The following is a 25,414-nucleotide window of genomic DNA, read 5'->3' on the forward strand; positions in this document are numbered from 1 at the left end:
AGATGTTGGATTTGGGTACAAAACTATGCTTTTATACTTTATGTCGTGATGAGGCAAATGGATGGCAGACGATGTCTTAACATTAAATTAAACATAAGCCATACTTCTTTTTTATCGGATGCGACTATCTTAGCAGCATGAAACGCATAAAGATATTTTTTGTAGCACTATTGTTAGCTGCACCTGCCTGGGCACAGGTAGATACCGCGCAGCGGGTAGAGGAGGGGCGCAGCAACAGCCCTGAGCAAATGCAGAAGCCTTACGTCATCATGATCTCGGCCGACGGCTTCCGGTATGACTACGCTGATAAGTTTGATGCAAAAAACTTAAAGGCTTTGCGGGCACAAGGTGTAGAGGCGGAATCAATGCTTGCGTCTTTCCCCTCAAAAACCTTCCCGAATCACTATACCCTGGTAACAGGCATGTACCCGGCTACGCATGGCCTTATCAATAACTACTTTTATGATCCGCAGCGTAAGGAGCATTATTCTATGCGCGACCGCGGTAAGGTAGAAGATGCCAGCTGGTATGGCGGTGTGCCGCTGTGGGTGCTTGCAGAGCAAAACCAGATGCTTACTGCAAGCTTTTACTGGGTAGGTTCTGAGGCCCCTGTTCAAGGTGTTCGACCAACTTATTGGTACAAGTACAACGAAAGCATTCCTTTTGAGGAGCGCGTACAGGTTGTTGTGGATTGGTTGAACTTACCTGAGGTGAAACGCCCACACCTGATTACCTTTTATTTGCCTGAAGTAGACCACGCCGGCCACCGCTTCGGACCGGATGCTCCAGAAACAAAGCAGGCAGTATTGGAGCTTGATCAACGGTTGAAAGAGCTTACAGAGGCTGTTGCCACAACAGGTCTTCCAGTAAACTACGTCTTCGTGTCAGACCACGGCATGACAAAAATTGACCAGAAAAACACCCTGCCCTTACCAGCAGCGATAGACACTGCGAAGTTTATGGTTTCAGGTGGCGGTATGGTAGTAGAACTACATTCTAAAGATAAAAGCGCCATAAAGCCAACTTATAAAGAGCTTAAGAAAGAAGCCAACGGCGCTTTCAAAGTATATACAAAAAACAAGCTGCCAAAGCACCTTCACTACGGCACGAAGGACGATAAGTATAATCGTGTTGGTGATATACTGCTGTTAACTGATGCACCTAAAATATTTCATTTCTCCGACTACAAACCTTCGCCAGGAACACATGGCTATGACCCTGCCACAGTAAAAGACATGCACGCCGTATTTTATACCTGGGGACCAGGAGTGAAGAAAGGAATCAAGATTCCTTCATTCCAGAACATACACGTTTACCCAATTGTGGCCGAGCTACTAGGTCTTAAGTACACGCACAAAATTGACGGAAACAGGAAAATAGCTGAGGAGATACTGTAACGCTAGCAATACACTTATAAAAGTAAAGGGAGCCGATTTACTGCATCGGTTCCCTTTTTTATTGATCAATGAGCATTTACCGGGTTCTGGAAGGCAAGTATACCTGCAAGCCTACAGCCAGGTTCAGGCCAGATTCGCCGCTGCCTACCGATATGTCAGCGCTTGTACGGGTGTAGCCAAGTATGCCCTCCAAAGCAACGTTCTGAGCCACAAAGTGGGCATATCCTGCGCGCAAACCTACAACGCCAGAGAATACCGAGTCGCCCTCACTGTCTTCTTCGGAGCTACCGCCAATACCTGCTAACAGTTCTCCAAACCATCGGTGTGTTGGGGCCGCACCTTCCGGAAAATAGTACCGCACGAAAGGAGTAAGGCCATAGCGGAAGGTTTCGCCTCCATCATAGATGTCCAGCCCTAGTTGCACTTCTGTACCTATGGCGGCATTATCACTTAAAAAATAACCGGCTCGTGGATTAACGTTTAGAGTAAAAAAGTCAGACTTAAAGTTAAAGCCTATATTCCCTATACTGGCCCCGACAATCCAGTTTCCTTCTCTCACAGCGTCAGCAGAAACGGGAGCCGTGGTCTGTGGTGCTCGCTGCCTAATCTCCTCTTCGATCTGTGCTGATACTGAAATATTTAGTACTGTTAAAAATGCTGATAGTAATAAAATATTTTTCATAGCCTTTAAATTCATAGGTTTTCAATAAATAAATTGTACTCTTTAAAATGCTGTACATCAATACTTTAAACGCTTTATAAAAAGTCAGGTTTAGAATATAAAACCATATCCCTGTGAAAAGAAGTAAACAAGGTGTCTCTAAGAGTAGGCACCTTTGCGCATGAGTAGCAATGCTTTATTTATGTATGATCAGCTTATATAAGGCTATAATTCATAGACTTTATCCATCTCAGCTACCGTAACTGGCCAGCCATACTGCTGTTTGATTTTTTCTTTGAGTGCAGAAGCAGCATCTTCCTCGCCGTGGTTTAAGAAAATCTGGGCAGGGGCTTCTTTTAACGCACCCAAGCACCACAGCAAGTCTTCCTGGTCAGCATGGGCCGAGAGCGAACCTATTTGCGTTATTTCGGCACGCACGTCATAATGCTTTCCATCAATTTTGATTGACTCAGCACCGTTACTAAGTTTATTGCCACGGGTGCCTTTAGCCTGATGACCTACCAGCAATATGGTGTTCTTTTCGTCACCTAGAAGCTGTTTCAGGTAGTATAGCACCCGGCCACCTGTTGCCATACCGCTACCAGCTATAATAATCTTCTGTTTTGGCACATTTTCGTCCAGCACATGAAGGGTCTCTTCAAACTTCTGCACGATGTGTACATTCTCTGTGAGGCGCTCCGCTTCAGAATCTGTAAGGTTATGCCAGCCGGTATGCTTCTGGAAAAGCTCTGTAACATTAATACCCATAGGCGAGTCAAGGTAAATAGGAAGGGCAGGAATACTTTTCTCGAGCATGAGGTCATTCAGGAGCATGATGATCTCCTGGGCGCGCTCTACAGCAAAGCTAGGTATAACAAGAGAGCCTCCTTTCTCAAAAGTCTTGTTTACTACCTCCTGCAGCGCCTGAAACGGAGACACCGTTTTATCATGCAACTTATCACCATAGGTAGATTCCATAATAAAATAATCTGCCTGAGGGCAACGGGTAGGGGTGTCTAGTATCAGCGGTGACTGTTGCCCCACATCGCCAGAGAATAGGAAGGTTTTACCTGCCACCTCCAATTCTACGCTTACAGAGCCTAATATATGACCGCTTTTCAGAAACCTGAACCTGAGGCCTTCCTTGGGACTTATCCATTCTTTATCGGGATGCGTCTCAAATAATTCCATGGTTTTGCGCACGTGCTTGAGCTTGTAGAGCGGTTTTACAAGCTTTTTGCCTTCTTCTTCGCGGCTCTTGTTAGCCTCCTTAGCATCTTCCTCCTGTATATGGGCGCTGTCGGAGAGTATAATCTCGGTAATGTCTTTTGTAGGGGCAGTAGCGTAGATTGGACCAGTATAGCCTTTCTTAACCAGTACCGGCAAGTATCCACTGTGGTCCAGGTGACCGTGTGTCAGAATAATAGCATCTAAATCTGCTGGTTTAAAAGGGAGGCGTTTTACCTTATTTAGCTTGCGCTCTTCTTTGTTGCCCTGGAACAGGCCGCAGTCAATAAGTAGTTTGTAGTCTCCTATGCTAAGTAAAGTACGAGAGCCTGTTACTACACCTGCCGCACCAAGAAATTGCAGTGCAACAGTAGGGGTATTTTTAGACATAAATTCAGGTTAAGGATAATAGTAAAAAAGCGGGTGCCGGTGGAGGTTCATACGCACAAAATACACGTATGGATGCTTCTCCACCAGCACCCGTTCCTGTGTTGGATAATTTAAGTATGACAGCCCTAAGCTTATGCTATGGCTTTCAGTCCATGCCCTTTATACACGATATTGCTTATCTCGATGCCACTTTTAGGCTTGGTCGGAATTTGAACTAAACTTATGCTGAGATCCTGCTGCGGCACCTCATACTGAACTTCCAGCGTCAGGAATTTTAGTGCAACCTTCATGGCCTCAATTGTGATCCATTCTCCGGCACAACGGTGTGTGGTATAGAAATCATCTCCTCCGCCTTGTGGTATAAAATCGAAGGGGCTGCCAGACCAGTTGCTGAACCGTTCAGGCTTGAATTCATAAGGCTCTGGCCAGATTTCCGGGTCGTGCAGCATGCCATAGGCGTCCAGTAAAACGAGTTTGCCCTCATCAAACTGGTATCCGTTCCACTCAAAGCCCTTGCGGGTTCTGGCACCCAAGAACGGCGTGAAAGGGTAGAGGCGCCGTACTTCCTGCACAAAGTACTGGCTATACTTGTCTTCTCCGGAGGCTAGTTTATTACGTTGCTCGGGGTGCTCATGCAGGGCAAGTGCGGAGTAGGCCACATAATTAGCAATCGCTACTATGGGTCTTATCACGTTTATCAATTCTACACTGGCTATTTTGGTGTCGAGCAGTTCCCCATCCAGGTCACGGAACCAGGCGATCTGGTAGGCAGCCGTGTTTTTAGGCACATCCAGCTTACCACTCCTGATGTTTTCTATTACCTGCCCAATCTCTTGCTCCCTCTTATTCCGGGCTTTTACACCACGCAGGTAACGCATAGCCACCCCTCCAAAACCAAAAATCATGTTGATGTACTCTTGTGCATGCTCACGCACCTTTGTTGGGTCTACAGCAACACCTGCCCATTCGGATGCAGCCAGGTACATAACTTCGCTAGCCTCGTCAAACAACACCACACGCTCCATTTTCTCCCATTTCTGAGCATAAGCCCGCCAATAGCGCAGCATCAGCTCCATCAGCCGCTGAATCTTGTCGCGCGACATAAACGACATGAACAAGGCTTTGCGGTGGTGGTGCTGTTCATCGTCGAGCATTTGCACCCCATTTGTGCCCATCAAAGTGTTCTGCACTCGTTTGGGTATTACATTCTGCCGCCAGAAATAACTGTTGTCATACATTAGCGCGGCTGCCTCTTTGCCATAGAGGCAGATCACCTCTTCTCCCAGTAGTCGCGTTTTGAAGATCTTGGAGTTAAACTTCTCCATGCGCTTTGTCAGGAAGGGATAGCCATCCATCAGCACTGCCAGTGTATTATCAATGGTCCTTTCTTTCGGGATTTTTCTCATGTTCGTGTGTAAGTTGTTTCTAGCTTATTATGTGGTTGAACCAGTCTTAAGCCTACGGAAGAGCCCTGCATGAGTTAAGAGCGTGTGATGCTCAGGTATTTAGAGGGCAGAAATAATAAGGTACAGATACAATGAAGCCCTGCAAGTATACAGGGCTTCATTTACTAATTAGCAACCAGATAGAATATTATTGCATTACTGAGATTGTGACAGACTGCTCTGTTGTGTTATCCTGCTCGTCTATGGCTTCTATCGTGATAATGTAGGCGCCATCCTGTGCCTGAGAGTCTATGGTGATATCAACTTCCAAATCTTTCTCCCTATTGTCGTTTAGAAAATCGCTGATATTATCATCGTCAACTTCACGAGATGTGCCACCCGGATCTGTAACGTGCACCCTAATTGTTTCCAGGCCAAGGTTATCACGTATCTCGGCTCTGAGTTGTACTTCATCACCTGGCGCAAATACAGCGTTTGGAGCTGGCGAGGTAATATTGATTGTTGGAGCGGTTACATCTAATTCTACATCTTCGTCATCATCATCACACGAAAACGATGCAAAAGCGAGAAGCATCAGAAACAGCCAGTTTGTTTTATTCATAGCCTTAAAAAATCAAGTTTGTGGGAAAAATACTATCATCATCGTTCTATAGCGATATAGGAACTAAGCCAATCACTATAACCAGTCATCTTCTTCTTAAACGCCAACAGGTAATTTAAGTTGATATCTGATGTTATAGTACAATTGAGTTTGGACTCGTTTTTCGTTTACCTAAAGTACTCTTACTAAAAAACTACCCGACTTCGCTAGAAAGCAGGAACAGGTACATTGAGGCAGCGTAACCTCTAAGAGCAGTAATGTATCATTTAGCCTGAACGATATGAATAATTTTGTTTTGCTTTACCGATTTGACACACAAGAGCAGGAGCAGCAGTTTGAGGAAAGTATAAAAAAGGCCTTCCTGCGCCATAAAGTAGAAATGAACGGCCCTTTCAAGTATTTTGGGTTTGCAGGCAGGGCAGAGCCGGAGGTAGTAGATATAGTCAGTTCCATACTTGTTTCGATGGGCATGGGTCGCGATAGAGACTTCGGACCAAGAAACTATGTCGCGCTATACTTCTCACGCGAAAAAGATCCGGATAATATAAAAAGACAGCTACTCATAGGTACAGAAGACATGGTCGACAAAGAAGCAGAAACCACAAGCACAGATGCGCACCAAAGTAGTATCCAGAACCTGTTGGTGTTTGATTATGCAAAGGCAATGCCTAGCCAATCGAACAGCTGATTATAAACAAGGAAGGAGGCTTTATTAGGCCTCCTTCTTTGTTTAATTGATTCGACGCTAGTTGCTGGCTTTGTAATCAGCTATAATACCATCACAGAGCCAGTTTGCCAAAGCCTGTCGGTTATTTGGAATAATAAAACGGCGCTGATCTTTATCGTTTTTAATATTTCCGAGCTCAACAAAAACTGTAGGAGGATGGCTATACTTTACAACGTATAAGCTGCTTCGAGGTGTTACTGTACCAAAGTACTCTCTGTTAGGCTGGTGGCGGTTATACTTGGTAGTGAAAACTTCGTGTATTCGCTGTGCTAAAGCCAATCCTGGAGCACTGCTTTCGTGGTGGTAAAAGAATACATCTATATTCTGGCCCTTGCTACGGCTGTCTATATGAATGGACAGCATGCGTTGGTGTGCACCTTTATGCTTTAAGTACAGCTGGTTAACATCTGCCACTCTGTTACGCAGACGCTGCTTTTGATCGTAAGGTATAGGCCTACCAAAGTAGCTTACTTCATCCGTATCCATCTTCAGAATGTTCTCGTCACGAATTCCGTCGTCAGGGTCCTGGATGATCATGTACACAGTAGCACTATGCTCCATCAGCCGGCGAGCCAAGCGTATTGTTACATCGTAGGCATATTCATCTTCGCTTAGCTGATAGGCTCCATACTTTCCTATAGCCCCTGGATCTGGGCCGCTATGGCCTGCTATAAGATAGTATACCGCTCCCTGTAGCTGCTTATCCTTTATTTCAACGCGCTCATAGCTCTTGCCGAAAAGTGGCTCCACAAGCACGGCAGGAGAGGAGGTAGCTTTTTCAACAGGGCTGCTCTCAACAGCTGCTTCAGCTGCAGTCGAAGCCGTAGGAAGCAGATAGGTTCTGCCAGCATAAAGGCTATTATCCTGCCCAAGGTTTTCCTGGTTTAGCTCCAGAAATGGCTTTAAATGCTCTGACGGATCCAGCCCATGACGGCGGAGCAGCAAGTATATACCATCACCAGATTGGGCAATAACTTTAGGGTAACTTTGGCCAAAAAGGGTAGAGGCACTAAGAAAAAGGGCAAAAACAAACAAAACTATTCGCAAGGCTTTCAGGTTTAATGTCACACTATTCTTACGAAGCGATAGCATAGAAAATTTTACAACGCAGAAATATTCGGCTGCAAGAGAATTAAAGTTATACTTTTTCTGTGACTTTTTCTCAATCTGAAATCAGCCAATCAGTTATGCTTGCTCTTTTTTGTATTCACTGGTATAGGGCACATAAAAGAAAAGCCTCAACAGAAGGAGTGAGGCTTGCTCTTTTATAGTATGGCAAAAGTGATTTAAGGGCTTACCAGTTTAATCATGGTTCCTCTGTCGACACGATCTGTTAATTGTAATCCGTTCAGAATTGCCAGTTCTTGCATGCGCTCCTTTTTTACATTCTGCTGTTCAAATATCTGAGAAAGGGTGGAGGCCTGCTGCACGGTATAAAGTTTTATTCGCTCCGGCTGGCGGTTTAGTTTATCAGCCTCGTTAAGCACGGAGAAGCCTTCCATGGTGTTGGTAAACGTCTGGAAGTAATTGTTAAAGTCATTAGCAGTAGTTATTCCCATCAGGCTATAATTATTGCCATTATACTTAATAAGGTATGTTAGTGTGCGAATAACTTGCTGCTGCTGCTGTTGCTGTTGCTGATCCTGCTTTTGATCGGCAATAATGGCCAGGGCAGGCAAACCGTTTACTGTCGTGCTTTTAGACTCTACTGGTTGTAAGTTATATCCCTGAAGCATCTGCTGGGCTGCTGCTTCTAGTGTCTCACCAGGTACTAAAGTTAAGTTCATGATAGCTTTTCCATCTTTAGGACCCATCTGGAACACTTGCGGAGAATTCATATAACCCCAACCGGAAGGTATAGGGAATTTAAACTTCAACTCAGGATGATAGAAAGCGTTGTTTTCTACAAAACCTTGTCGTGGATCTTCTCCATACACCATGCCTTCGATGCGCTTCAAGTACCTGTTACGCTCAACCTGGGCGTTTGTAAGGTTCAGCTTCTTTTTCCATTCAGCTGCCATTTCATGCACCGTAGCATAGCGGTCGGCAGGGTTGGGGTGCGTTGAAAGAAAGTCGGGGATGGCTGCGCCACTGCCTTCCTGCTGGCGCTGTAGCGTCAAGAAGAAGTCGGCCATTTCACTTGCGTCATATCCAATCTTGCTCGAATATTCTACGCCCAAACGATCTGACTCACGTTCATCATCACGGCCAAACTTCAGAAACAAGAGTCCGAGCCCTTGAGAAGCAGCATCTCCAAGCTGAGCAATCTCTGGGGAGATAACCATACCAGCAATAAGGCCAACCTGCGCCAAAGTAGCTTTCGATTGCTGCTGTACCGAATGTCGAGCAGTGATGTGGCCGATTTCATGGCCCAAAACTCCAGCAAACTGTGCTTCATTGTTAAAGTGAGCCATAATACCTCGTGTAAAGTATACATAGCCACCTGGGAGCGCAAAAGCGTTGATGACAGGTGAGTCAACAACCTTAAACTCATACTTAAGGTTGGGTCGGTGTGATATGGCCGCCATGGCCTGGCCTTTTTCTGTGATGAATTGTTGTAGCGCCTTATCTTCGTACAGGCCAAATTGTGCTAAAACAGCCGGGTCTGATTGAGCGCCCAAAGCGATTTCCTGTTCTTCAGACATCAGCACAATGTCTCTTTTACCGGTAACAGGGTTTGTAGCGCAGGAATTGAAGAGCAGTATGATTGCGGCTATACATGCACTTATTGAATATTTTTTCATTTTGATCAATTTTAAGCTCCGTGAGTAAATCTGTTGCACATCCTTATATAAGGAATGTTTAATTTTTATTTTGAACGGCGCGCAAAATTGAATAGTTACAGCGGCAGGAGACTTGCTCGCCAATCCTGGATCTTATAAGTATTGTTGCATCGCTTTAAACTCTAAACCGGCTACACAATCAATGATCAGCTAAATCAGTAAATTTCCGTGCACTTTTGGCGTGCTGGAAAACACTTTTCTCTATTTAACATAAAGTACATTATAAGTGACACTTAAAATAGATGATTATTCATCGTACATTATAAGTCTTATAATTTATATTATGTTAAATAGATAGTATAAAAGCACGTAATGAACCTATCCGTAAAGCTACTTACACTTCCTTCACAAAACCTACAACTAGCTTATTGCTAACAATGAACTGCCAGTAACTTTTTCTCTCCTGTTTTTTGTAAAATAAAAAAGGAGAAACTTATCGCTTCTCCTTTTTCAATGTTTCTTGTAGCTATGCTATTAGTTCAGCTTCGCAGAGATTTTCTCAGCATCTGCTTTACGGCCTAGTCTTGTATAAACGTTTACCAGGTTTTGAACTGTTGCCTTATCATCTGGGCGAATCTCGTGAGCTTTCTCGAAGTATGGCAAAGATGCCTGATAATACTTCTTGGCCTCAGCCTCTAGCGCTTTACCTTTCTTCTGGTAAGTAGCATAGTCCATTTTAGCTGCACGGTTGTTTACTTCTGTACCTCTGTTGTACTCAAGTACACCTAGGTTGTAGTAAGCATCGAAGTTAGTTGGATCAGCCTCGATAGCTTTCTTGTAAACTTCTCTTGCACCGTCCATGTCTTTCTTGCGCTCAAGCAAGTTTCCTTTTACAGCGTAAAGGCTACCATTTTTAGGATCAGCAGCAATTGCTTTATCCAGTTTGGCCATTGCTTCATCAGCACGGTCGTTCTTCAGGTAGTACTTCAGTTCTTCCTGCATCAGGTATACACTGTTCGGATGCTCTTTCAGGCCATTTGCCAAAGTCTCCATTACAGCTTCGTCGCTTGCTTCAGTAGCTTGCTGCAGCTGCACTTTTGCCTTGTATACATCTTCTGTTTTGTGGCCCATTTTCAGGAGCTCATCGTAGAAGCCGATTGCCTGGTCATACTTGTTGTCAGCTGTAGATGCGTAGGCTGCATAAAGTACAGCTGTTGTATCTTCAGGGCTGATCTTGTGAGCTAGCTCATACTTTTCAATGGCCTTAGGCCAATCCTGGTTGTTGTGGAACTCAACTGCCTGGTTCAGCACCTGGCCATAAAGCATTTGCTTACGCTCTGGTACTTGCTTAGCAAATTCACCGTTCTGACCGTCCAGCTCAACAGTTTTGTCAAAAGACTCAAGAATAACCAGTGGAGTATTCTCATCAGTCAATTTGCCATAAATCGGGTTGCCGATCATGTCTTGATAGATAACGCCACGGTAGAACCAAGTTTTAGCTTTATCTTTTGTCTTTTTATGCTCGGTGGCCTTCTCAATGTCAGCCAGTGCTTTGTCAAGCGTACCATTTTTATGGTTTAAGACTGCACTGTTCACAGCCGAATTCTGAGCACTTGCAACCGAAATGGTACCGGCTACTAAGGCTGTCAAAAGTACTTTTTTCATACTTAAATAATGGTTTGAGGTTGTTGTTTGCTTAACGTATTATATTTGTAAATAATTCGTTCTGAATGACTTAAGCCTCGTCGGCAGCTTCCGGATCAATCATGGTGTCTGGCTGCAGTGAATCTTCCGGAGAAAGTTCAGACTGTTCCATTACAGCCTCCTCAACTTGCTCCTCGTTATCAACTTCAACTTTTGCCACAGATGAAATCTGATCGCCTTCGTTCAGCTTTATCAGTCGTACGCCTTGTGTCGCACGGCCAATCACACGCAGGTCGCTAACACGCAGCCTGATGGTGATACCTGAACGGTTGATGATCATTAGGTCATCAGTATCCGTTACGCCTTTGATGGCTACTAGTTTACCTGTTTTATCGGTAATGTTCATGGTTTTTACACCCTTACCACCGCGGTTCGTGATACGGTACTCCTCAAGCGGCGAACGCTTGCCAAAGCCTTTCTCAGAAACCACTAACAGGTCAGTGTTATCATTCTCTACACAAACCATACCAACCACTTTATCGTCAGGTCCGGCAAGTGTTACGGCACGCACGCCAGCGGCTGTACGTCCCATTGGGCGCACCTGTGTTTCGTTGAAGCGGATAGCTCTCCCCGACTCCAGCGCAATTACAATCTCGCTGCTGGTGTTGGTCAGTTGAACATCAAGCAGGCGGTCTCCGTCGTTAATCGAGATAGCATTGATACCGTTCGTTCTTGGGCGAGAGTAAGCCTCCAGCACTGTCTTTTTGATGGTACCTTGCTCTGTAATAAACACCAGGTTGTGGTTGAGTACGTAATCCTGGTTTTTAAGGTCATGCACATTTAACACGGCACGCACTTTATCATCACGCTCGATCTGGATAAGGTTCTGGATAGCACGTCCTTTTGTCGTCTTCCCTCCTTCCGGAATCTCGTAAACCTTCAGCCAGAACACACGACCAAACTCTGTAAAGAACAGCATGTGGTGATGCGTATTAGCGATAAACAAGTGTTCGGTAAAGTCACTTTCCTTAGATGCAGCTACACCTCTGGAGCCAACGCCACCACGGCTCTGGCTACGGTACTCATTCAGGGAAGTACGCTTGATATAGCCTTCATGGGAAATTGTGATTACCATGTTCTCCTCTGGGATCATGTCCTCATAAGAGATATCGCCTGTGCTAGCTTCAATGCTGGTACGACGCTCATCGCCATAACGATCGCGAATCTCGATCAGCTCATCTTTGATGATCTTCATACGCAGCGCTTCGTCGTTCAGGATAGAAGTCAGGTAATCGATCAGCTTCTTGATTTCATCGTACTCCTGCTGAATCTTGTCACGCTCCAGGCCAGTAAGGCGCTGCAGACGCATATCAAGTATAGCACGAGCCTGAATCTCTGTCAGAGCAAAGCGCTCCATCAAACCGTTACGCGCAATCTCAGGGTCACGCGAAGAACGTATCAGGTTGATTACCTCGTCTAGGTTATCCAGGGCAATAAGCAAGCCTTCCAGGATGTGCGCACGTTTTTTAGCCTCGTCCAGCTCATACTGCGTTCTGCGGACAACAACCTCATGCCTGTGATCTACGAAGTGCTTGATCAGGTCCTTCAGGTTCAGTGTCATCGGGCGACCTTTAACCAAGGCCACGTTGTTTACACCGAATGAAGACTGTAGCTGCGTATACTTGTACAGGTTGTTCAGTACAACGTTTGGTATAGCATCACGCTTCAGATCGTACACAATGCGCAAACCATCGCGGTCAGATTCGTCTCGAAGGTCAGAAATTCCCTCAATCTTCTTCTCATTAACGAGCGCAGCTGTCTTCTCAATCAAAGAAGCCTTGTTCACCATGTAAGGAATCTCCGTTACGATGATCTGCTCTTTCCCACTTGGAGTAGTTTCGAAGTTGGCACGGGCACGCATCAGCACACGACCACGTCCTGTCTCAAATGCAGTTTTTACACCATCGTAACCGTGTATGATACCTCCTGTCGGGAAGTCTGGGGCAGTGATAAACTGCATCAGCTCGGCTATGGTAATCTCTCTGTTGTCGATGTAGGCAACAATACCGTCCACTACCTCTCTAAGGTTATGTGGCGCCATGTTGGTTGCCATACCTACCGCAATACCAGATGTGCCGTTAATCAGCAGGTTAGGCAGTTTGGCAGGCATTACGCTCGGCTCTTTTAGCGAGTCGTCAAAGTTAGGTACAAAATCTACCGTGTTCTTGTCCAGGTCTGCCAGCAGTTCGTCTGCTATACGCTTCAGGCGCGCCTCCGTGTAACGCATAGCGGCCGGAGAGTCACCATCGATAGAACCGTAGTTACCCTGCCCGTCTACAAGCGGATAACGCAGCGACCAATCCTGAGCCATACGCACCATCGTATCGTACACTGAGGAGTCACCGTGCGGGTGGTACTTACCGAGCACCTCCCCTACAATCCTGGCAGATTTTTTATAGGGCTTGTTATACGATACCCCCAGCTCGGACATACCATAAAGCACCCGACGATGCACTGGCTTTAATCCGTCCCGAACATCGGGTAAGGCTCTGGAAATGATAACAGACATTGAATAGTCGATATACGCACCGCGCATTTCGTCTTCAATGTTTATCGGTATTATTCGTTCGCCTTCTGTCATTTTAAAAGGTCTAAAATAATGTTAATTGTGTGTAAGAAAAGGCAAGTTAGGCAAAAAAGGCTTTATCGCCTATATAGCTTAATCCTTATTTTTGGCTTTAGAGTGCCCCTCGTGGGTTTTCTCCTGCGACACTTTATCCAGCTTCTCTCCCATCTTTGGATTCTGTTTTTTCCAAAGAGGCTGGCCACGATACTCCGTGTCGCCATGGATGTGCTCCATGCGCACGTGGCAAGGGCCAATAGGACAAGCTGGTTTACAGGAAACTATACTAGCGGAGAGCAGCGCGAAGCCAAGAATAAATAGAGGTCTTTTGTGTGTCATGGGTTCAGTTTATGGGAGCCTTGCTAGCTTGCTCAGCTCCCAAATCCATATCATACAAAAATAAGCATTTTTACTTACATTCAACAGTATTTTACCACATAATTACTACTTAGACAGGTGCTAAAACACAGGTTAAAGTGGGTGAAATCCGTTCACAGTAAAACCACCATCAACTGCTATGGTTTGACCTGTTATATAGGCTGCTGCAGGCAGACATAAGAAGGCAATAGCACCGGATACATCCTCTGGTTTTCCTACCTGTCGCATAGGTGTACGGCCGATGACGTTGTTGTAAAACTCCTCGTTTTGCAGCACAGCTTCTGCCAGTGGCGTGCTGATGTACCAAGGTGCAACTGCATTTACCCTGATACCATCTTTAGCCCACTCAGCCGCCAGATTGCGTGTAAGCTGGTTTAAAGCGGCCTTTGTCATGCCATAGATACTGCCGGTACGTACGTGCACCAAACCGGCCACAGAAGTAACGTGCACTATGTTTCCCTGCTCCGATTTCTGCAGCAGCGGGTACATTAAACGGTTCAGGTCAAAAGCAGACTGAAGATTGGTTTGCATGATGAAAATGTATTCTTCAGAGCTGTATTCAGCTGTAGGTTTGCGTATATTGGTTCCAGCATTATTCACCAGTATATCCAGCACGCCCCACTCCTGCTGCACCCAATCTGCCACAGCTGCTCTGCCTTCTTCTTTGCTAACATCAGCCGACAAAGTATCTAGCTGTTTCGGGTACTGCTCCTGCAAGCGCCGTAAATCCTCTTGCTTACGTGCTACTGCCAGTACTTCAGCGCCGAGATCTATAAACTCTTTAACCGTTGCTTCTCCAATGCCTTTGGAACCTCCGGTAACTACCGCTTTTTTGCCGGTCAGCTGCCATCTGTTTTGTGTCATAGTTTCGTTATCTTTTGTTTAGTCTTTCATCAAACGGATACTGGTACTCCAAGTATAGCATTTCCGACTGATCTGGTTCTTTAAGTGTGTTCTCCTACTGCTTTTGGCCCAGAATGCGGTCCCGGTATGCCTTCAGGTATTCTTTATCTACTTTAGGGCGATTATTTACCTCCTCAAACTGCAACTCCCCCTGATCGTTCTGCCACATCTTATACACAAAGACGTATCCGCCCCCACTCTTCTGCCAGCCATCAAACTTTCCAAAGCGCAAGTCATTTATCAGGATTGCACCTGCACGGTCTTTTTCAACGGAATAGTATCCTTTGGTGATGTATAGCAGGCGTTCCAGCTTTGGATGTCCTCGGTAAGGCTCTAAAAGCTCAGCGTTTTGTGGCTCATATCCATAATTTACCTGCATATTATCATCCAGCAGCGAATAAAAGCCGTTGTAAAAGCCATCCTCACCTTTAGCCGTTACAGACCAGAAAATAGTATTCATGGGTGTAGGTTTGCTGATATAAGAAGCATACTCTATACCCTCCTGCTGCATACTCTGCTCAAAGGTATTATCGGCTATGCCTTTGGCAATAAATGCCCACAGCAAATATGCAGAACTTACAGCCAGGCCAGTGTAGTTGAGCAAGGCACGGGTGCGGCTGCGGCGGTTGTAGAAGGCCGCAGCTGCTACCAATACAAGAAATGGCACGGTATAGAATGGGTCAACGACAAAGACGTTGTAGAAGGCTACGCCATAGCTTGAGAACGGCCAGAAAAGTTGCGTACCCCATGTGGTGCAGCTATCGAGCAAGGCATGCGTTACAAAACCCAGAAAGAAAAGCAGCGTCCAGTCTCTGAAAGTCGCCTCAGAGTTTCTGTAAAACCGGTATAGCAACCACCCCAGCAATGGTGAGGCAACTACTGCAAACACAAACGAGTGTGTTAGAGAACGGTGAAAACTCAACTGTTGCACTGTGTCCAGCCAGGGGTTCAGCAGCACATCCAAATCAGGAATAGTTCCTGCTATGGCACCCCATAACAGGGCTTTGTTGCCAAGCCGTTTTCCAGCTACAGCCTCACCAACTGAGGCCCCTAAAACTATCTGTGTTAACGAATCCATGTAGTAATCCTAGTATTCTTGAGGCGCTACAGTACAATCAGCACTTGCAACCCAGCCTGATGCGTAAAGGTATAAACTAGCAACTGCGCTACAAAAGCTAAAACTGCTGCATTCAATTTAATGGAAGAACCAACCTACCTGATCTTGGGCGTAGTTCTACTTTGCCTCGGAGTATACGACCTGCTTTATACAACCTTTGCTCCAAGAGGCGCCGGCATTATTACCGGTACCGTCTCTAACCTGATCTGGAGAGTCTATACAAAAACTAGCAGGATGATGGATAACCGGAAAGTCTTGAACGGTGCTGGCATTATGATCATCATGGCGACGCTTGCTACCTGGGTAATTATACTTTGGGCGGGGCAAACGCTCATCTACATGAGCCAGGCAGAAGCTGTAGTAAACAGCACTACGAATGTACCTGCCACACTTAAAGAGCGGATTTATTTTGTTGGGTACAACCTCTCAACTATGGGCAACGGCGACTTTAAAGGAGGTACAGAGGAGTGGCTGATTTACTCCGCCATCATCTCCTTTTCAGGATTAATCATGATTACGATTGCCATCACCTACATGGTGCCTATACTTTCAGCTGTTACAGAGCGCCGTTCCTTGAGTGTTCGTATTGCTTCTATAGGTGACAGTGCACAGCAAATGTTGCTGAAGAATTGGAACGGAAGGGATTTTAAGGCCCTAGAATCACACTTGAATGGTTTGGCTCAACCTTTGGCGAAACAGGGCCAGATGCATCTTGCCTACCCTGTGTTACATTACTTTTACCACTCAGAGAAGAATGTCGCTTTACTACCCAACATAACAGCGCTCGACGAGGCCCTTACAATCTTGCTGCTGTATGTTCCTGCTGCTAGCAGGCCCAGTAGCCAAACCCTAATACCGGTTCGGAATGCCCTTACCACCTTCCTTAGCTCACTTATTGCTATCACGCCTAGTCCTGAAACTACTGAGGAGCCAGAGCATGATGTAAGTGAGCTGGAGGAAGCGGGTATCCTCCTCCAGCGGCCTGAAACAGAGGTTATGTCTAAGCTGACCAAACGCCGCAAGTTATTGAGGTCTCTGCTGCATTTTGATGGCTGGGACTGGAACGAACACAACACACCAAAATTTACCTCTGACTTGGATGCCCAGGATATATTTAGTGGATAATCTTAGAGCGCTTAAACTCTTTTGTTCTATCAAACAAATAGCGGTATGTTGCGTGTGTTTTGTAAATCCGGCCACCAATCTGCTCAACAACTTTCATCATTTTCGGGTTAAAGTCGCCGATCCAGTTCATCTGCAGGTCCTTGTAAGGGATGCTTGGGTTATTGATTACCTTTTTGCCAGCAGCCACAATCATAGCCGCCTCTACGCCCTTGCCCTGGTGCTCTGGTGTAATGCCAAAGACGATGCCGTACATGGTTTTGCAGGCACCTCTCCAGCGGTGAAATAAAAACTTTAGCTTACCCCACAGATCAAGCTTACCGTTTGCATACTTAAACAGCTGGTTAAGCTCCGGTATGGCAATGAAAAAGCCTACAGGCTTGTCCTCATAGAAGGCAAACCACATGATGCGCTCATCTAAAATAGGCTTCAGCTGGTTCATGATAGCTGCTGCCTGCGCTTCGCTCATTGCTTTTACACCCTCGTGTTTTGCCCACCCTTTGTTATAGACTTCGCGGAAGTATTCTGTATATTGCTTAAGCTCCTTTTTATTCAGGTGCCTGAAGGTATAGCGGGAGTCGCTAAAAATACGCTGTGCTTTCTCGTGGTATTCAGGAGAAAGCTCGTCATGTACTGTACGGTAGTAAGTATACTGCTTGAAGAATAACTGGAAGCCATAATTCTCCAGCAGTTGCTGGTAATAAGGGAAGTTATACGGCATACAGTAGGTGGGCTGATAAAAGCCGTCAATCAGTACGCCCCACCACTTGTCTCGCTCTCCGAAATTGATCGGGCCGTCCATAGCTTCCATGCCACGTTCTTTGAGCCATTCACGGCAGGCATCCAGCAGCATGTTCGCTGCAGCCTGCTCATTGATACAATCGAAAAAGCCCATACCACCTGTAGGCTGCTCATTTGCATTGGCTGTGCGCTTGTTTACAAAGGCTGCTACTCTACCTATCGAGTTTCCTTTATCATCCTGAAGTATCCAGCGAATGGCCTCCCCATCGCGAAGCAGCTTGTTCTTCTTCGGGTCAAAAATATTATCAATGTCTTTGTCCAGCGGCCGAATATAGTTTGGGTCTTTTTTATACATCCGCACCTGCAGCATCAGGAATTGCTGGGCAAGCTCGGGTGTGTTTACCTCTATCAGTTTCATAGTATGCATTAAATAGGAAATGCTAAATAAACTATAATCCGCTAGAAAAGGAAGTTTTAAGCAGCATGCGCCTTAAATGGGGGGCTGCAAAGTGCGAAGCGGATGGAAAGTGCAAAAACAAAAAAAAGCCTTCAGAAAAATCTGAAGGCTTTCTCACTTATGAGCCCCCTGCCGGGATCGAACCAGCGACCTACTGATTACAAGTCAGTTGCTCTACCAGCTGAGCTAAGGAGGCTTGTACTTTATGTTACCAGGGAAGCAGATGCAGTACAAACATTTGCTTTTGGAGTTGAGCCCCCTGCCGGGATCGAACCAGCGACCTACTGATTACAAGTCAGTTGCTCTACCAGCTGAGCTAAGGAGGCTTAACCTTTTTTTGTGCTGCTTTATTGTGTTAAAGCGTTGCAAAGGTATGTGTAAGATTTTATAATGCAAACACCTGTTTCAAAATTTTCGCCTGGCTCTCTCTAAAAAATTGAAAGTCAGGAGGAAAAATTTTATCCTCTAAAAGCATCGAGTTGGTGTTGCAGCTGAGAGATGCGTTTTTGAGCATCCGCAATACGCCCTTCATACTCTTCGCGTAGCTTGTCGGCATTTTTAGAGCGCGCAAAGAATTCGATATTGGTGCGCAGTGTCTGAATATCGTTTTGCAGCTGTGCAATTTCGCGGCGCAATGTGTTTTCGCGCTGATGAAGCTTCTGGCTGGCATCCGGGCTATGCTTTATTCGCTCAACCTGCAGTTTTACCAGAAGCTCCGAACGCTCCTCCAGGCTTAGTGCTGGCACTCGCTCCAGGTACTTCTCCATCAGGGAAATGAACTTATCCTCAGCTTTAGGGCTTGTGCGGCGGTTACCTTGATCCGTATCACGCCACTGCTGCACTAAGCTGTTGAATTCCTCAACTGAGCCAGTAGCATTTGGCTGCGATAGCTTGTCGGCTATTTTATCGCAGATTTCCATCTTCTCAGCTGAGAGTTTTTCTAGCTCAGCAGAACGGTGCTGTTCATTTGCCTGCTTTCTGTCGAAGAATTCGTTACAGGCAGAGCGGAAACGTTGCCAGATTTTGTCTGAGTATTTGTCAGGAACACGGCCAATGGTTTTCCATTTTTTCTGCAGCTGGATAAGCTTCTCTTTCGTGCTTGCCCAATCGTTACTGTCCTTCAGGCTTTCAGCTTCTTCGCAAAGCTGTGTCTTGAGCTGCAGGTTATGCATTTTTTGCTCATCGAGCGCCTTAAAGAATTGATTCTTGCGTTGGAAGAAAGCTTTATAGTTGCTCCAGAAGGTTTTATTAACTTCCTCAGCATACTCTTTAGGTACCAGACCTGCTTTGTCCCACTCCTCCTTCAGCTTCTGAATTTCATCTGTTTTATCGCGCCACTCGTTTATGCGGTCAGTATTGAAGGATGCAAATTCCTGCAAACGCTCTAACAGCCCACGCTTAACGGTTAGGTTTTGCAGTTCCCGGGTAGAGCGCTCTTCATGGTAGGCACGGCGGCGCTCATGCACCTTCTCAGATGCCTGTGTGAATTGCTCCCAGATGGCATCACGCTGATCGTTGGGTACAGGCCCAAGATTCTTCCACTCTTCGTGCAGGTGGCGTAACTCCTGCAAGGCTTTATTTATACTTGGTTCGTTCTGAAGCGCTTGTGCACGTTCTATGAGCTGGTGCTTTGCCTCCAGGTTGCGCCTGCGGTCAAGCTCCTTCATCTCGAAGAACATGCTGCGGTTGTTGTAGAAGATATCGAGCAGCGCATGGTAGGAATCCCACAGCTCCTGAGCTTCTCCGGCCGGCACTGGTCCTATAGCCTTCCATTCCGCCTGAAGCTTTTTCAATTCCTCTCCGCTGTTCTTGGTCTCAGCAGATTCTACGAGCTGGCGAAGCTGGTTCAGCAGCTCCTGCTTGCGCTCCAGATTGCGCTGTCGTTGTTCTTCCTGGCTTTGGCGCTGCTGATATCTTGAATCACGGTATGCTGTCAGCAGTTTTTCCAGATTTTGATGCTCTTCAGAAGCATGGTAATCAAACCCTTCTTCAGTGCCTCCCTCCTCTTTGTACTTCTCAAATGCTTCGTTGCGCTGTACCTGAAACTTAGCATCATAATGGCGGAAAAGCTCATTTACCGCACGGTGCTTACGCATCGCATCCGGACCTCTTAACACTGTATTCAACTGCTGGCGCAGCTCCTCTAGCGAAAGCTGGCTGTAGTCAGTATGGTCTTCCTCGTCATCCTCATCGTAGTCATGATGGCCTGGAGCAACGGAGCTACCTGTTTCTTGAGCGGTAGCAGCTGGAACTGTAGTATTTGCCTCATCAGAACCTGCCTGTGCTGTGCCTCTTGGCTCAGCTGTACCCTCATTTGCTTCAATAATAGCATCAGCCATCACATCAGTGCTATTGTTTGCTACATTGCTTTCCTCTTCTGAGGAAATAGAGGGATTTATTTCGGGCTGCTCTTCTTTTGGCACTCCTGCGCCGGTGCTTCCGGCAGGTGCAGGTTGTGCTGCAGCATTTTCATTTGGCATGGCTGTGTTTTGCTCGTCGGCAGCAGCCTGGTTCTCTGGTTTGTTAGCCTCAGCTCCGGTGGTGTCCATATGCTCTTTATCAGTTGTCATATCTACTCTGTTAAGTACAACGTTAAGCGTTTCAGTTCAGGCGTGGGTCATCAGGGTAATTGCTTAGCACCTTGAACTTTCCACCCATCTCGCGGAGAATGCTCCGCCAAAGGGTTTCAGTATCCAAAGTAAATAATTTATTCGCAGCATTGTTATTAACTATCCAAACATTTTTATCAATTTCCTCCTGTAACTGCCCAGGTGTCCAGCCAGAATATCCCAGGAAAAATTTAATTTCATCAGGGTTCACCAATCCTGTATCAATCATGGTGCGCAGTGCCTCAAAATCACCTCCCCAGTATAGGTCTTCAGACAGCTTTACAGCTTGTGGTAAGTCCGGCAATCGGTGTATGTAATGCAAGGTGTTATACTGTACAGGCCCACCAATGCCAAGAACCATATCAAAATCATCATCAAAAACATCCAGCACATCAGACAAGTGCAGGTTGGATGCTCTGTTCAGAACCAATCCGAAGGAGCCTTCTTCCTCTTGATGGCTGCACAGGAGTATCACGCTGCGCTCGAAATTTGGATCGCCCAGATATGGTTCAGATATAAGTATGCTCCCGCTCTGCGGTTTTATTACCTTGCTTTCAGCCATTAGTCTTTCTTCACGTTTACAATTCAGGTGCCGGTATTAGCACAGGGTGATGTCGTTTAAAACAAACGTATCAATACGGTATTTATCCTTTTTATTTACGAAAACCAAAGGATATAGTAACACTACGGCACACTGAACCGCTTGTTTTGATTGCTATACATAAATAAAGTGAACACTCTTGAAGCTATTGCCATAGAGCATCCAAGCAGAATTGTTTAGAGGCAGCAGATATTTTTATAATTTTGAACAAAAGACCAAAACCATGGCACTAACGCATAACATTGCCGATATACGGACAAACTATACAAAACAGGCGCTCACTGAAGACTCTGTAGCAAAAGATCCTGTGCAGCAATTTAAGGCGTGGCTGGAGGAGGCCATACAATCAGAGGTAGATGAACCGACAGCTTTGGTTTTGTCTACAGTTAGCGCTGCTGGCAAACCATCTGCCCGCGTAGTGTTACTAAAGGGGTTTAATGAGCAGGGTTTCAAGTTTTATACGAACTACCAGAGCCGCAAAGGGCAAGAGCTTGCAGAGAACCCCTATGCCTCGCTCACCTTTTTCTGGCCAGCCCTGGAGCGGCAGGTACGTGTAGAAGGTAAGGTTGAAAAAGCAAGCCCAGAGGACTCAGATGTTTATTTTCATAGCCGCCCAAAAGGAAGCCAGATAGGTGCCTGGGCCTCACCACAGAGCCAGGTAATTGATAAGCGCGAAGTACTGGAGCAGCGCGAAAAGCAGTATACAGAACAGTTTTCTCATGTGGACCAGGTGCCACGTCCACAGCATTGGGGTGGCTATGTTTTAGTGCCCCATTATATCGAGTTTTGGCAGGGTCGCCCAAGTCGCCTGCACGACCGCATTGCCTTTGAGTTGGAGACTAATGATTGGAAAATAAAACGCCTGGCCCCCTGATACCGCAGCGCTTACGCTTTGGTGAAGTTTATACTTTGTAACAAGAACACATGGCTGAGATATTACCCCTACGCGCCTGGCGCTATAATGACAGTTTAAACGAGAGTATAGATCAATTAACCTCACCACTTTTTGATGTGGTGTCGCAGAAGCAACGGGAAGCACTCTACCGCAACCCCACCAACAGCATTCACTTATCTGTACCACGTGGCGAGGCACCAGCGAAAGATGCAGCCCGCCTTTTACAAGTATGGAAAGAAAATGGAGTGCTGTTACAGGACGGCCTGCCAGGCCTCTATGTCTACTACCAGTACTTTCGCTTACCAGGCAATGAAAAAGAGTATGTACGCAAAGGGTTTATCTGCAACATCAAAGCTTATGATTGGCATGAGAAGGTATTGCTGCGACATGAGAATACTATACCGAGTGCAGTAAACGACCGTATTGAGCTACTTGAGGAGACTGAGCTAAACACCAGCCCTACGCACGGCCTCTATTCAGACGCAGGATTCATCCTGGAGCCTTACATGGATGAAAGTATACGCACTCCCATTTATGAGACAGAAGATTATCAAGGAGTACGCGATGTGCTGGCCGTCATCCATGACCACGAAATCATACGCCTGTTTCTGGACACGCTCTCTGACAAGCAGATACTGTTAGCAGACGGGCATCATCGCTATGAAGGCTCCTTAGCCTACCGGCGCAAAATGACAGCTTTAAACCCGAACCATACCGGATACGAGCCATACAATTACCACCTGATGTACCTGACAAATGCGGAGCACGACGACCTGCGCATTCTGCCTACACACCGCCTGCTACAGCACTTGCCTATGTCAGAAGAGGAGTTTATGGAGCGACTTCAGGAGTATTTTACCATCATCCCTAAAGAAGATCCTTTCGAGCTGAACGAGGTTATAGTAGGCAAGCTATGGGCTTTTGGCTTATACTTGAACGGTAATGCCTATAAGCTACGCTTAAAGCCGGAGGTGCACGCAAGTATAGACTGGAATTTTCCGGATGAGGTAAAACAGCTCGACCTGACTGTTATGCACTACTTCATTTTTGAAAAGATTCTCGGGATTTACCGCCAGCAGCAACGCGATTACAAAGGCCTCAGCTATGAGCGCAATTTCACAGCCTGCATCCAGAAAGTAGATAAAGGCGAAGCACAGCTTGCCCTTATCACAAATGAAGTTTCGATGGACCAGGTAAAACGTGTGTGTAATAGTGGAGCCGTCATGCCTCAAAAGTCAACTTTCTTTTACCCAAAAGTTATCTGCGGATTTTTATTTAGCTCAATTAAAGAAGATGAATTTACAACGGCCACTTCTGCTTGCTTCTAACTCTCCACGCCGTAAAGAGCTGCTTGCCAGCCTTGGCTTAAAATATGAGGTAATGGTAAAAGAAGTGCACGAAGATTTCCCCGAGCACCTAAAACGAGAAGAAGTAGCGGAATTCCTCGCTTCGCATAAAGCCGGTGCCTATACTGCTGACATCACCAACGAAGCACTCATTACTGCTGATACCATTGTTTGCCTTGGAGAGCGGGTCATGAACAAGCCAGCTAATTACGATGAGGCGAAAGAAATGCTGGAGGCGCTTTCCGGCACTTCACATGAAGTGATTACAGGGGTATGTATACTTACAAGCAAAGGCAAAGCCGTATTTCACGATAGCACCAAAGTATACTTTAAGAAGCTTTCTGCTTCCGAGATAGATTACTACATAACACACTACAAACCTTTCGATAAGGCCGGTGCTTATGGTATACAGGAGTGGATTGGCATGATTGGCATAGAGCGTATTGAGGGCTCATACTTTAACGTGATGGGATTGCCTGTACAGAAACTCTATACAAAGCTGGTAGACCTAGAGATACTACACGCTTAAAGTAAAACGGAACAAATTAGCTAACTTGCGCGCTTTGCTATACTACAACTTTACTTATTAGCATACTTATAGATAGATGTCGTTTATTAAATTATACTTAGCCCCAGGCAAAGAACACTCGCTAAAGCGCCAGCACCCATGGGTATTTTCTGGTGCTATTAAAAAAGCTGACGGAGAACCAGCAGAGGGTGATGTAGTAGAGGTTTACTCCAGCAAACGCGAATTCTTAGGCATGGGGCATTATGCTCCGGGCTCTATTGCTGTGCGTATTTTCTCATTCGAGCAAAGAGAACCAGACTATACTTTTTGGAAAAGCAAAGTACAGCAGGCATACGATTACCGCCAGCGGCTTGGCCTGGTAGACAATCCTACCACTAATGTTTACAGATTAGTATATGCTGAAGGCGATGGCGTACCAGGTCTTATTGTAGACTTTTATAAGGATACAGCCGTTGTGCAGACACACACAGTAGGTATGTATAACGTGCGGGAGTATGTGGCGCAGGCGCTGAAGGAAATCTATGGCGACAGGTTGCGCGCTGTATATGATAAAAGTGCAGAGTCGCTGCCACCAAAAGCACCAGTACAGGCACAGAACGGCTACCTCTATGGCCAGTCTGAAGGAGCAGTGGTTGTGAATGAGTATGGTAACGAGTTTTATATTGACTGGGAAACAGGCCAGAAAACAGGTTTCTTTATAGACCAGCGTGAAAACCGAGACTTGCTTGCACGTTATGTGAAAGATAAATCGGTGCTGAATACTTTCTGCTACACCGGTGGCTTCTCTGTTTATGCACTTAATGCTGGTGCCAAAGAGGTTCATTCGGTAGATGTGTCCAAGAAGGCAATTGAGTTAACGGTAAAGAATGGTGACCTAAGCCAGGCTCCTGAAAAGCATGAGGCTTTCGCTGTAGATACCTTTGAATTCCTGAAGGGCAAAGAAGACAGGTATGATGTGATCGTACTGGACCCTCCTGCTTTTGCAAAAAGCCAAAACGTGCGCCATAATGCTTTAATGGGCTACAAGCGATTGAACGCTGAGGCCATGAAAAAAATCAAACCAGGAGGCATCCTGTTTACTTTCTCCTGCTCACAGGTGGTAGATAAATACCTCTTCAACAACACGGTAATGGCTGCTGCTATAGAAGCTGGGCGCAACATTAAAATTATGCACCACCTCTCTCAGCCAGCTGATCATCCTATCTCTATTTTCCATCCAGAAGGGGAATACTTGAAAGGATTGGTGCTGTTTGTTGAATAACAGCTGTAGGACAATTCCTGATCAACAGAAAAGCCGGAGCAAAAATTAAGCTCCGG

General features: G+C 45.9%; 21 protein-coding genes and 2 tRNA genes. 7 read left to right on the forward strand and 16 right to left on the reverse strand.

Going from position 1 to position 25,414, the window contains the following annotated elements; all coding sequences use genetic code 11:
- Window positions 1-137 precede the first annotated feature (137 nt).
- Window positions 138-1,397 (forward strand): alkaline phosphatase family protein, encoded by a 1,260-nt coding sequence (locus tag PKOR_RS18110; protein ID WP_046312523.1) that lies wholly within the window; start codon window positions 138-140, stop codon window positions 1,395-1,397.
- Window positions 1,398-1,473: 76 nt separating this feature from the next.
- On the opposite strand, the gene PKOR_RS18115 is transcribed toward PKOR_RS18110, so the two are convergent.
- From PKOR_RS18115 to PKOR_RS18130, 4 genes are all read right to left on the reverse strand, one after another.
- Window positions 1,474-2,079, reverse strand: coding sequence for a hypothetical protein (locus PKOR_RS18115; protein WP_046314633.1), 606 nt, complete (start codon window positions 2,077-2,079; stop codon window positions 1,474-1,476).
- A gap of 204 nt (window positions 2,080-2,283) precedes the next feature.
- Entirely contained in the window at window positions 2,284-3,675 is a 1,392-nt protein-coding gene (locus PKOR_RS18120; protein WP_046312524.1) for an MBL fold metallo-hydrolase RNA specificity domain-containing protein, read from the reverse strand.
- Between the two features lie 131 nt (window positions 3,676-3,806).
- Window positions 3,807-5,081, reverse strand: coding sequence for a cytochrome P450 (locus PKOR_RS18125; RefSeq protein WP_046312525.1), 1,275 nt, complete (start codon window positions 5,079-5,081; stop codon window positions 3,807-3,809).
- Between the two features lie 187 nt (window positions 5,082-5,268).
- Complete coding sequence (locus tag PKOR_RS18130; protein WP_046312526.1) at window positions 5,269-5,682, reverse strand: DUF4625 domain-containing protein; 414 nt, start codon at window positions 5,680-5,682, stop codon at window positions 5,269-5,271.
- A 280-nt stretch (window positions 5,683-5,962) separates the two neighbouring features.
- On the opposite strand from PKOR_RS18130, the gene PKOR_RS18135 reads away from it, so the two are divergent.
- Complete coding sequence (locus tag PKOR_RS18135; protein ID WP_046312527.1) at window positions 5,963-6,370, forward strand: hypothetical protein; 408 nt, start codon at window positions 5,963-5,965, stop codon at window positions 6,368-6,370.
- A 57-nt stretch (window positions 6,371-6,427) separates the two neighbouring features.
- On the opposite strand, the gene PKOR_RS18140 is transcribed toward PKOR_RS18135, so the two are convergent.
- The 7 genes from PKOR_RS18140 to PKOR_RS18165 all read right to left on the reverse strand — a co-directional run bounded on the left by PKOR_RS18140 (window position 6,428) and on the right by PKOR_RS18165 (window position 15,758).
- Window positions 6,428-7,456: an N-acetylmuramoyl-L-alanine amidase family protein gene (locus tag PKOR_RS18140; protein ID WP_235336718.1), complete on the reverse strand. Its 1,029-nt coding sequence runs from the start codon at window positions 7,454-7,456 to the stop codon at window positions 6,428-6,430.
- Between the two features lie 239 nt (window positions 7,457-7,695).
- Window positions 7,696-9,153 carry a M48 family metalloprotease gene (locus PKOR_RS18145; protein ID WP_046312529.1) on the reverse strand — a complete coding sequence of 486 codons (1,458 nt, stop codon included), beginning with the start codon at window positions 9,151-9,153 and terminating at the stop codon, window positions 7,696-7,698.
- Window positions 9,154-9,666: 513 nt separating this feature from the next.
- The gene (locus PKOR_RS18150) at window positions 9,667-10,797 is read right to left on the reverse strand and encodes a tetratricopeptide repeat protein (RefSeq protein ID WP_046312530.1); all 1,131 of its coding nucleotides are present in this window, start codon (window positions 10,795-10,797) and stop codon (window positions 9,667-9,669) included.
- Window positions 10,798-10,867: 70 nt separating this feature from the next.
- Complete coding sequence (gyrA, locus tag PKOR_RS18155; protein WP_046312531.1) at window positions 10,868-13,417, reverse strand: DNA gyrase subunit A; 2,550 nt, start codon at window positions 13,415-13,417, stop codon at window positions 10,868-10,870.
- A 78-nt stretch (window positions 13,418-13,495) separates the two neighbouring features.
- Window positions 13,496-13,738 (reverse strand): hypothetical protein, encoded by a 243-nt coding sequence (locus PKOR_RS24840; protein ID WP_148561741.1) that lies wholly within the window; start codon window positions 13,736-13,738, stop codon window positions 13,496-13,498.
- A gap of 132 nt (window positions 13,739-13,870) precedes the next feature.
- Window positions 13,871-14,641: an SDR family oxidoreductase gene (locus PKOR_RS18160; protein WP_046312532.1), complete on the reverse strand. Its 771-nt coding sequence runs from the start codon at window positions 14,639-14,641 to the stop codon at window positions 13,871-13,873.
- Between the two features lie 94 nt (window positions 14,642-14,735).
- On the reverse strand, window positions 14,736-15,758 hold the full coding sequence (locus PKOR_RS18165; protein ID WP_046312533.1) for a metal-dependent hydrolase: 1,023 nt from the start codon (window positions 15,756-15,758) through the stop codon (window positions 14,736-14,738).
- Between the two features lie 120 nt (window positions 15,759-15,878).
- Here PKOR_RS18165 and PKOR_RS18170 point away from each other — a divergent pair, with 120 nt between their 5' ends.
- Window positions 15,879-16,922: a hypothetical protein gene (locus PKOR_RS18170; protein WP_046312534.1), complete on the forward strand. Its 1,044-nt coding sequence runs from the start codon at window positions 15,879-15,881 to the stop codon at window positions 16,920-16,922.
- Here PKOR_RS18170 and PKOR_RS18175 read toward each other — a convergent pair.
- From PKOR_RS18175 to PKOR_RS18195, 5 genes are all read right to left on the reverse strand, one after another.
- A complete protein-coding gene (locus PKOR_RS18175) occupies window positions 16,912-18,078 on the reverse strand; it encodes a GNAT family N-acetyltransferase (RefSeq protein ID WP_046314634.1) in 1,167 nt (388 codons plus the stop codon). The genes PKOR_RS18170 and PKOR_RS18175 overlap by 11 nt on opposite strands.
- Window positions 18,079-18,240: 162 nt before the next feature.
- A tRNA-Thr gene (locus PKOR_RS18180) sits at window positions 18,241-18,313 on the reverse strand.
- Window positions 18,314-18,370: 57 nt separating this feature from the next.
- A tRNA-Thr gene (locus tag PKOR_RS18185) sits at window positions 18,371-18,443 on the reverse strand.
- Window positions 18,444-18,575: 132 nt separating this feature from the next.
- Window positions 18,576-20,687, reverse strand: coding sequence for a DUF349 domain-containing protein (locus PKOR_RS18190; protein ID WP_046312535.1), 2,112 nt, complete (start codon window positions 20,685-20,687; stop codon window positions 18,576-18,578).
- A 31-nt stretch (window positions 20,688-20,718) separates the two neighbouring features.
- Window positions 20,719-21,288: a YqgE/AlgH family protein gene (locus PKOR_RS18195; RefSeq protein ID WP_046312536.1), complete on the reverse strand. Its 570-nt coding sequence runs from the start codon at window positions 21,286-21,288 to the stop codon at window positions 20,719-20,721.
- 262 nt (window positions 21,289-21,550) lie between these two features.
- Here PKOR_RS18195 and pdxH point away from each other — a divergent pair, with 262 nt between their 5' ends.
- The 4 genes from pdxH to PKOR_RS18215 all read left to right on the forward strand — a co-directional run bounded on the left by pdxH (window position 21,551) and on the right by PKOR_RS18215 (window position 25,358).
- Window positions 21,551-22,201 carry a pyridoxamine 5'-phosphate oxidase gene (pdxH, locus tag PKOR_RS18200; RefSeq protein WP_046312537.1) on the forward strand — a complete coding sequence of 217 codons (651 nt, stop codon included), beginning with the start codon at window positions 21,551-21,553 and terminating at the stop codon, window positions 22,199-22,201.
- Between the two features lie 50 nt (window positions 22,202-22,251).
- Window positions 22,252-23,550 carry a DUF1015 domain-containing protein gene (locus tag PKOR_RS18205; protein WP_046312539.1) on the forward strand — a complete coding sequence of 433 codons (1,299 nt, stop codon included), beginning with the start codon at window positions 22,252-22,254 and terminating at the stop codon, window positions 23,548-23,550.
- The gene (locus tag PKOR_RS18210; protein ID WP_046312541.1) at window positions 23,516-24,097 is read left to right on the forward strand and encodes a Maf family nucleotide pyrophosphatase; all 582 of its coding nucleotides are present in this window, start codon (window positions 23,516-23,518) and stop codon (window positions 24,095-24,097) included. The genes PKOR_RS18205 and PKOR_RS18210 overlap by 35 nt, the downstream gene beginning before the upstream one ends.
- A 76-nt stretch (window positions 24,098-24,173) precedes the next feature.
- Complete coding sequence (locus PKOR_RS18215) at window positions 24,174-25,358, forward strand: class I SAM-dependent rRNA methyltransferase (RefSeq protein ID WP_046312543.1); 1,185 nt, start codon at window positions 24,174-24,176, stop codon at window positions 25,356-25,358.
- Window positions 25,359-25,414: the final 56 nt, after the last annotated feature.

The sequence above is a fragment of the Pontibacter korlensis genome (assembly GCF_000973725.1).
Lineage (GTDB): Bacteria > Bacteroidota > Bacteroidia > Cytophagales > Hymenobacteraceae > Pontibacter > Pontibacter korlensis.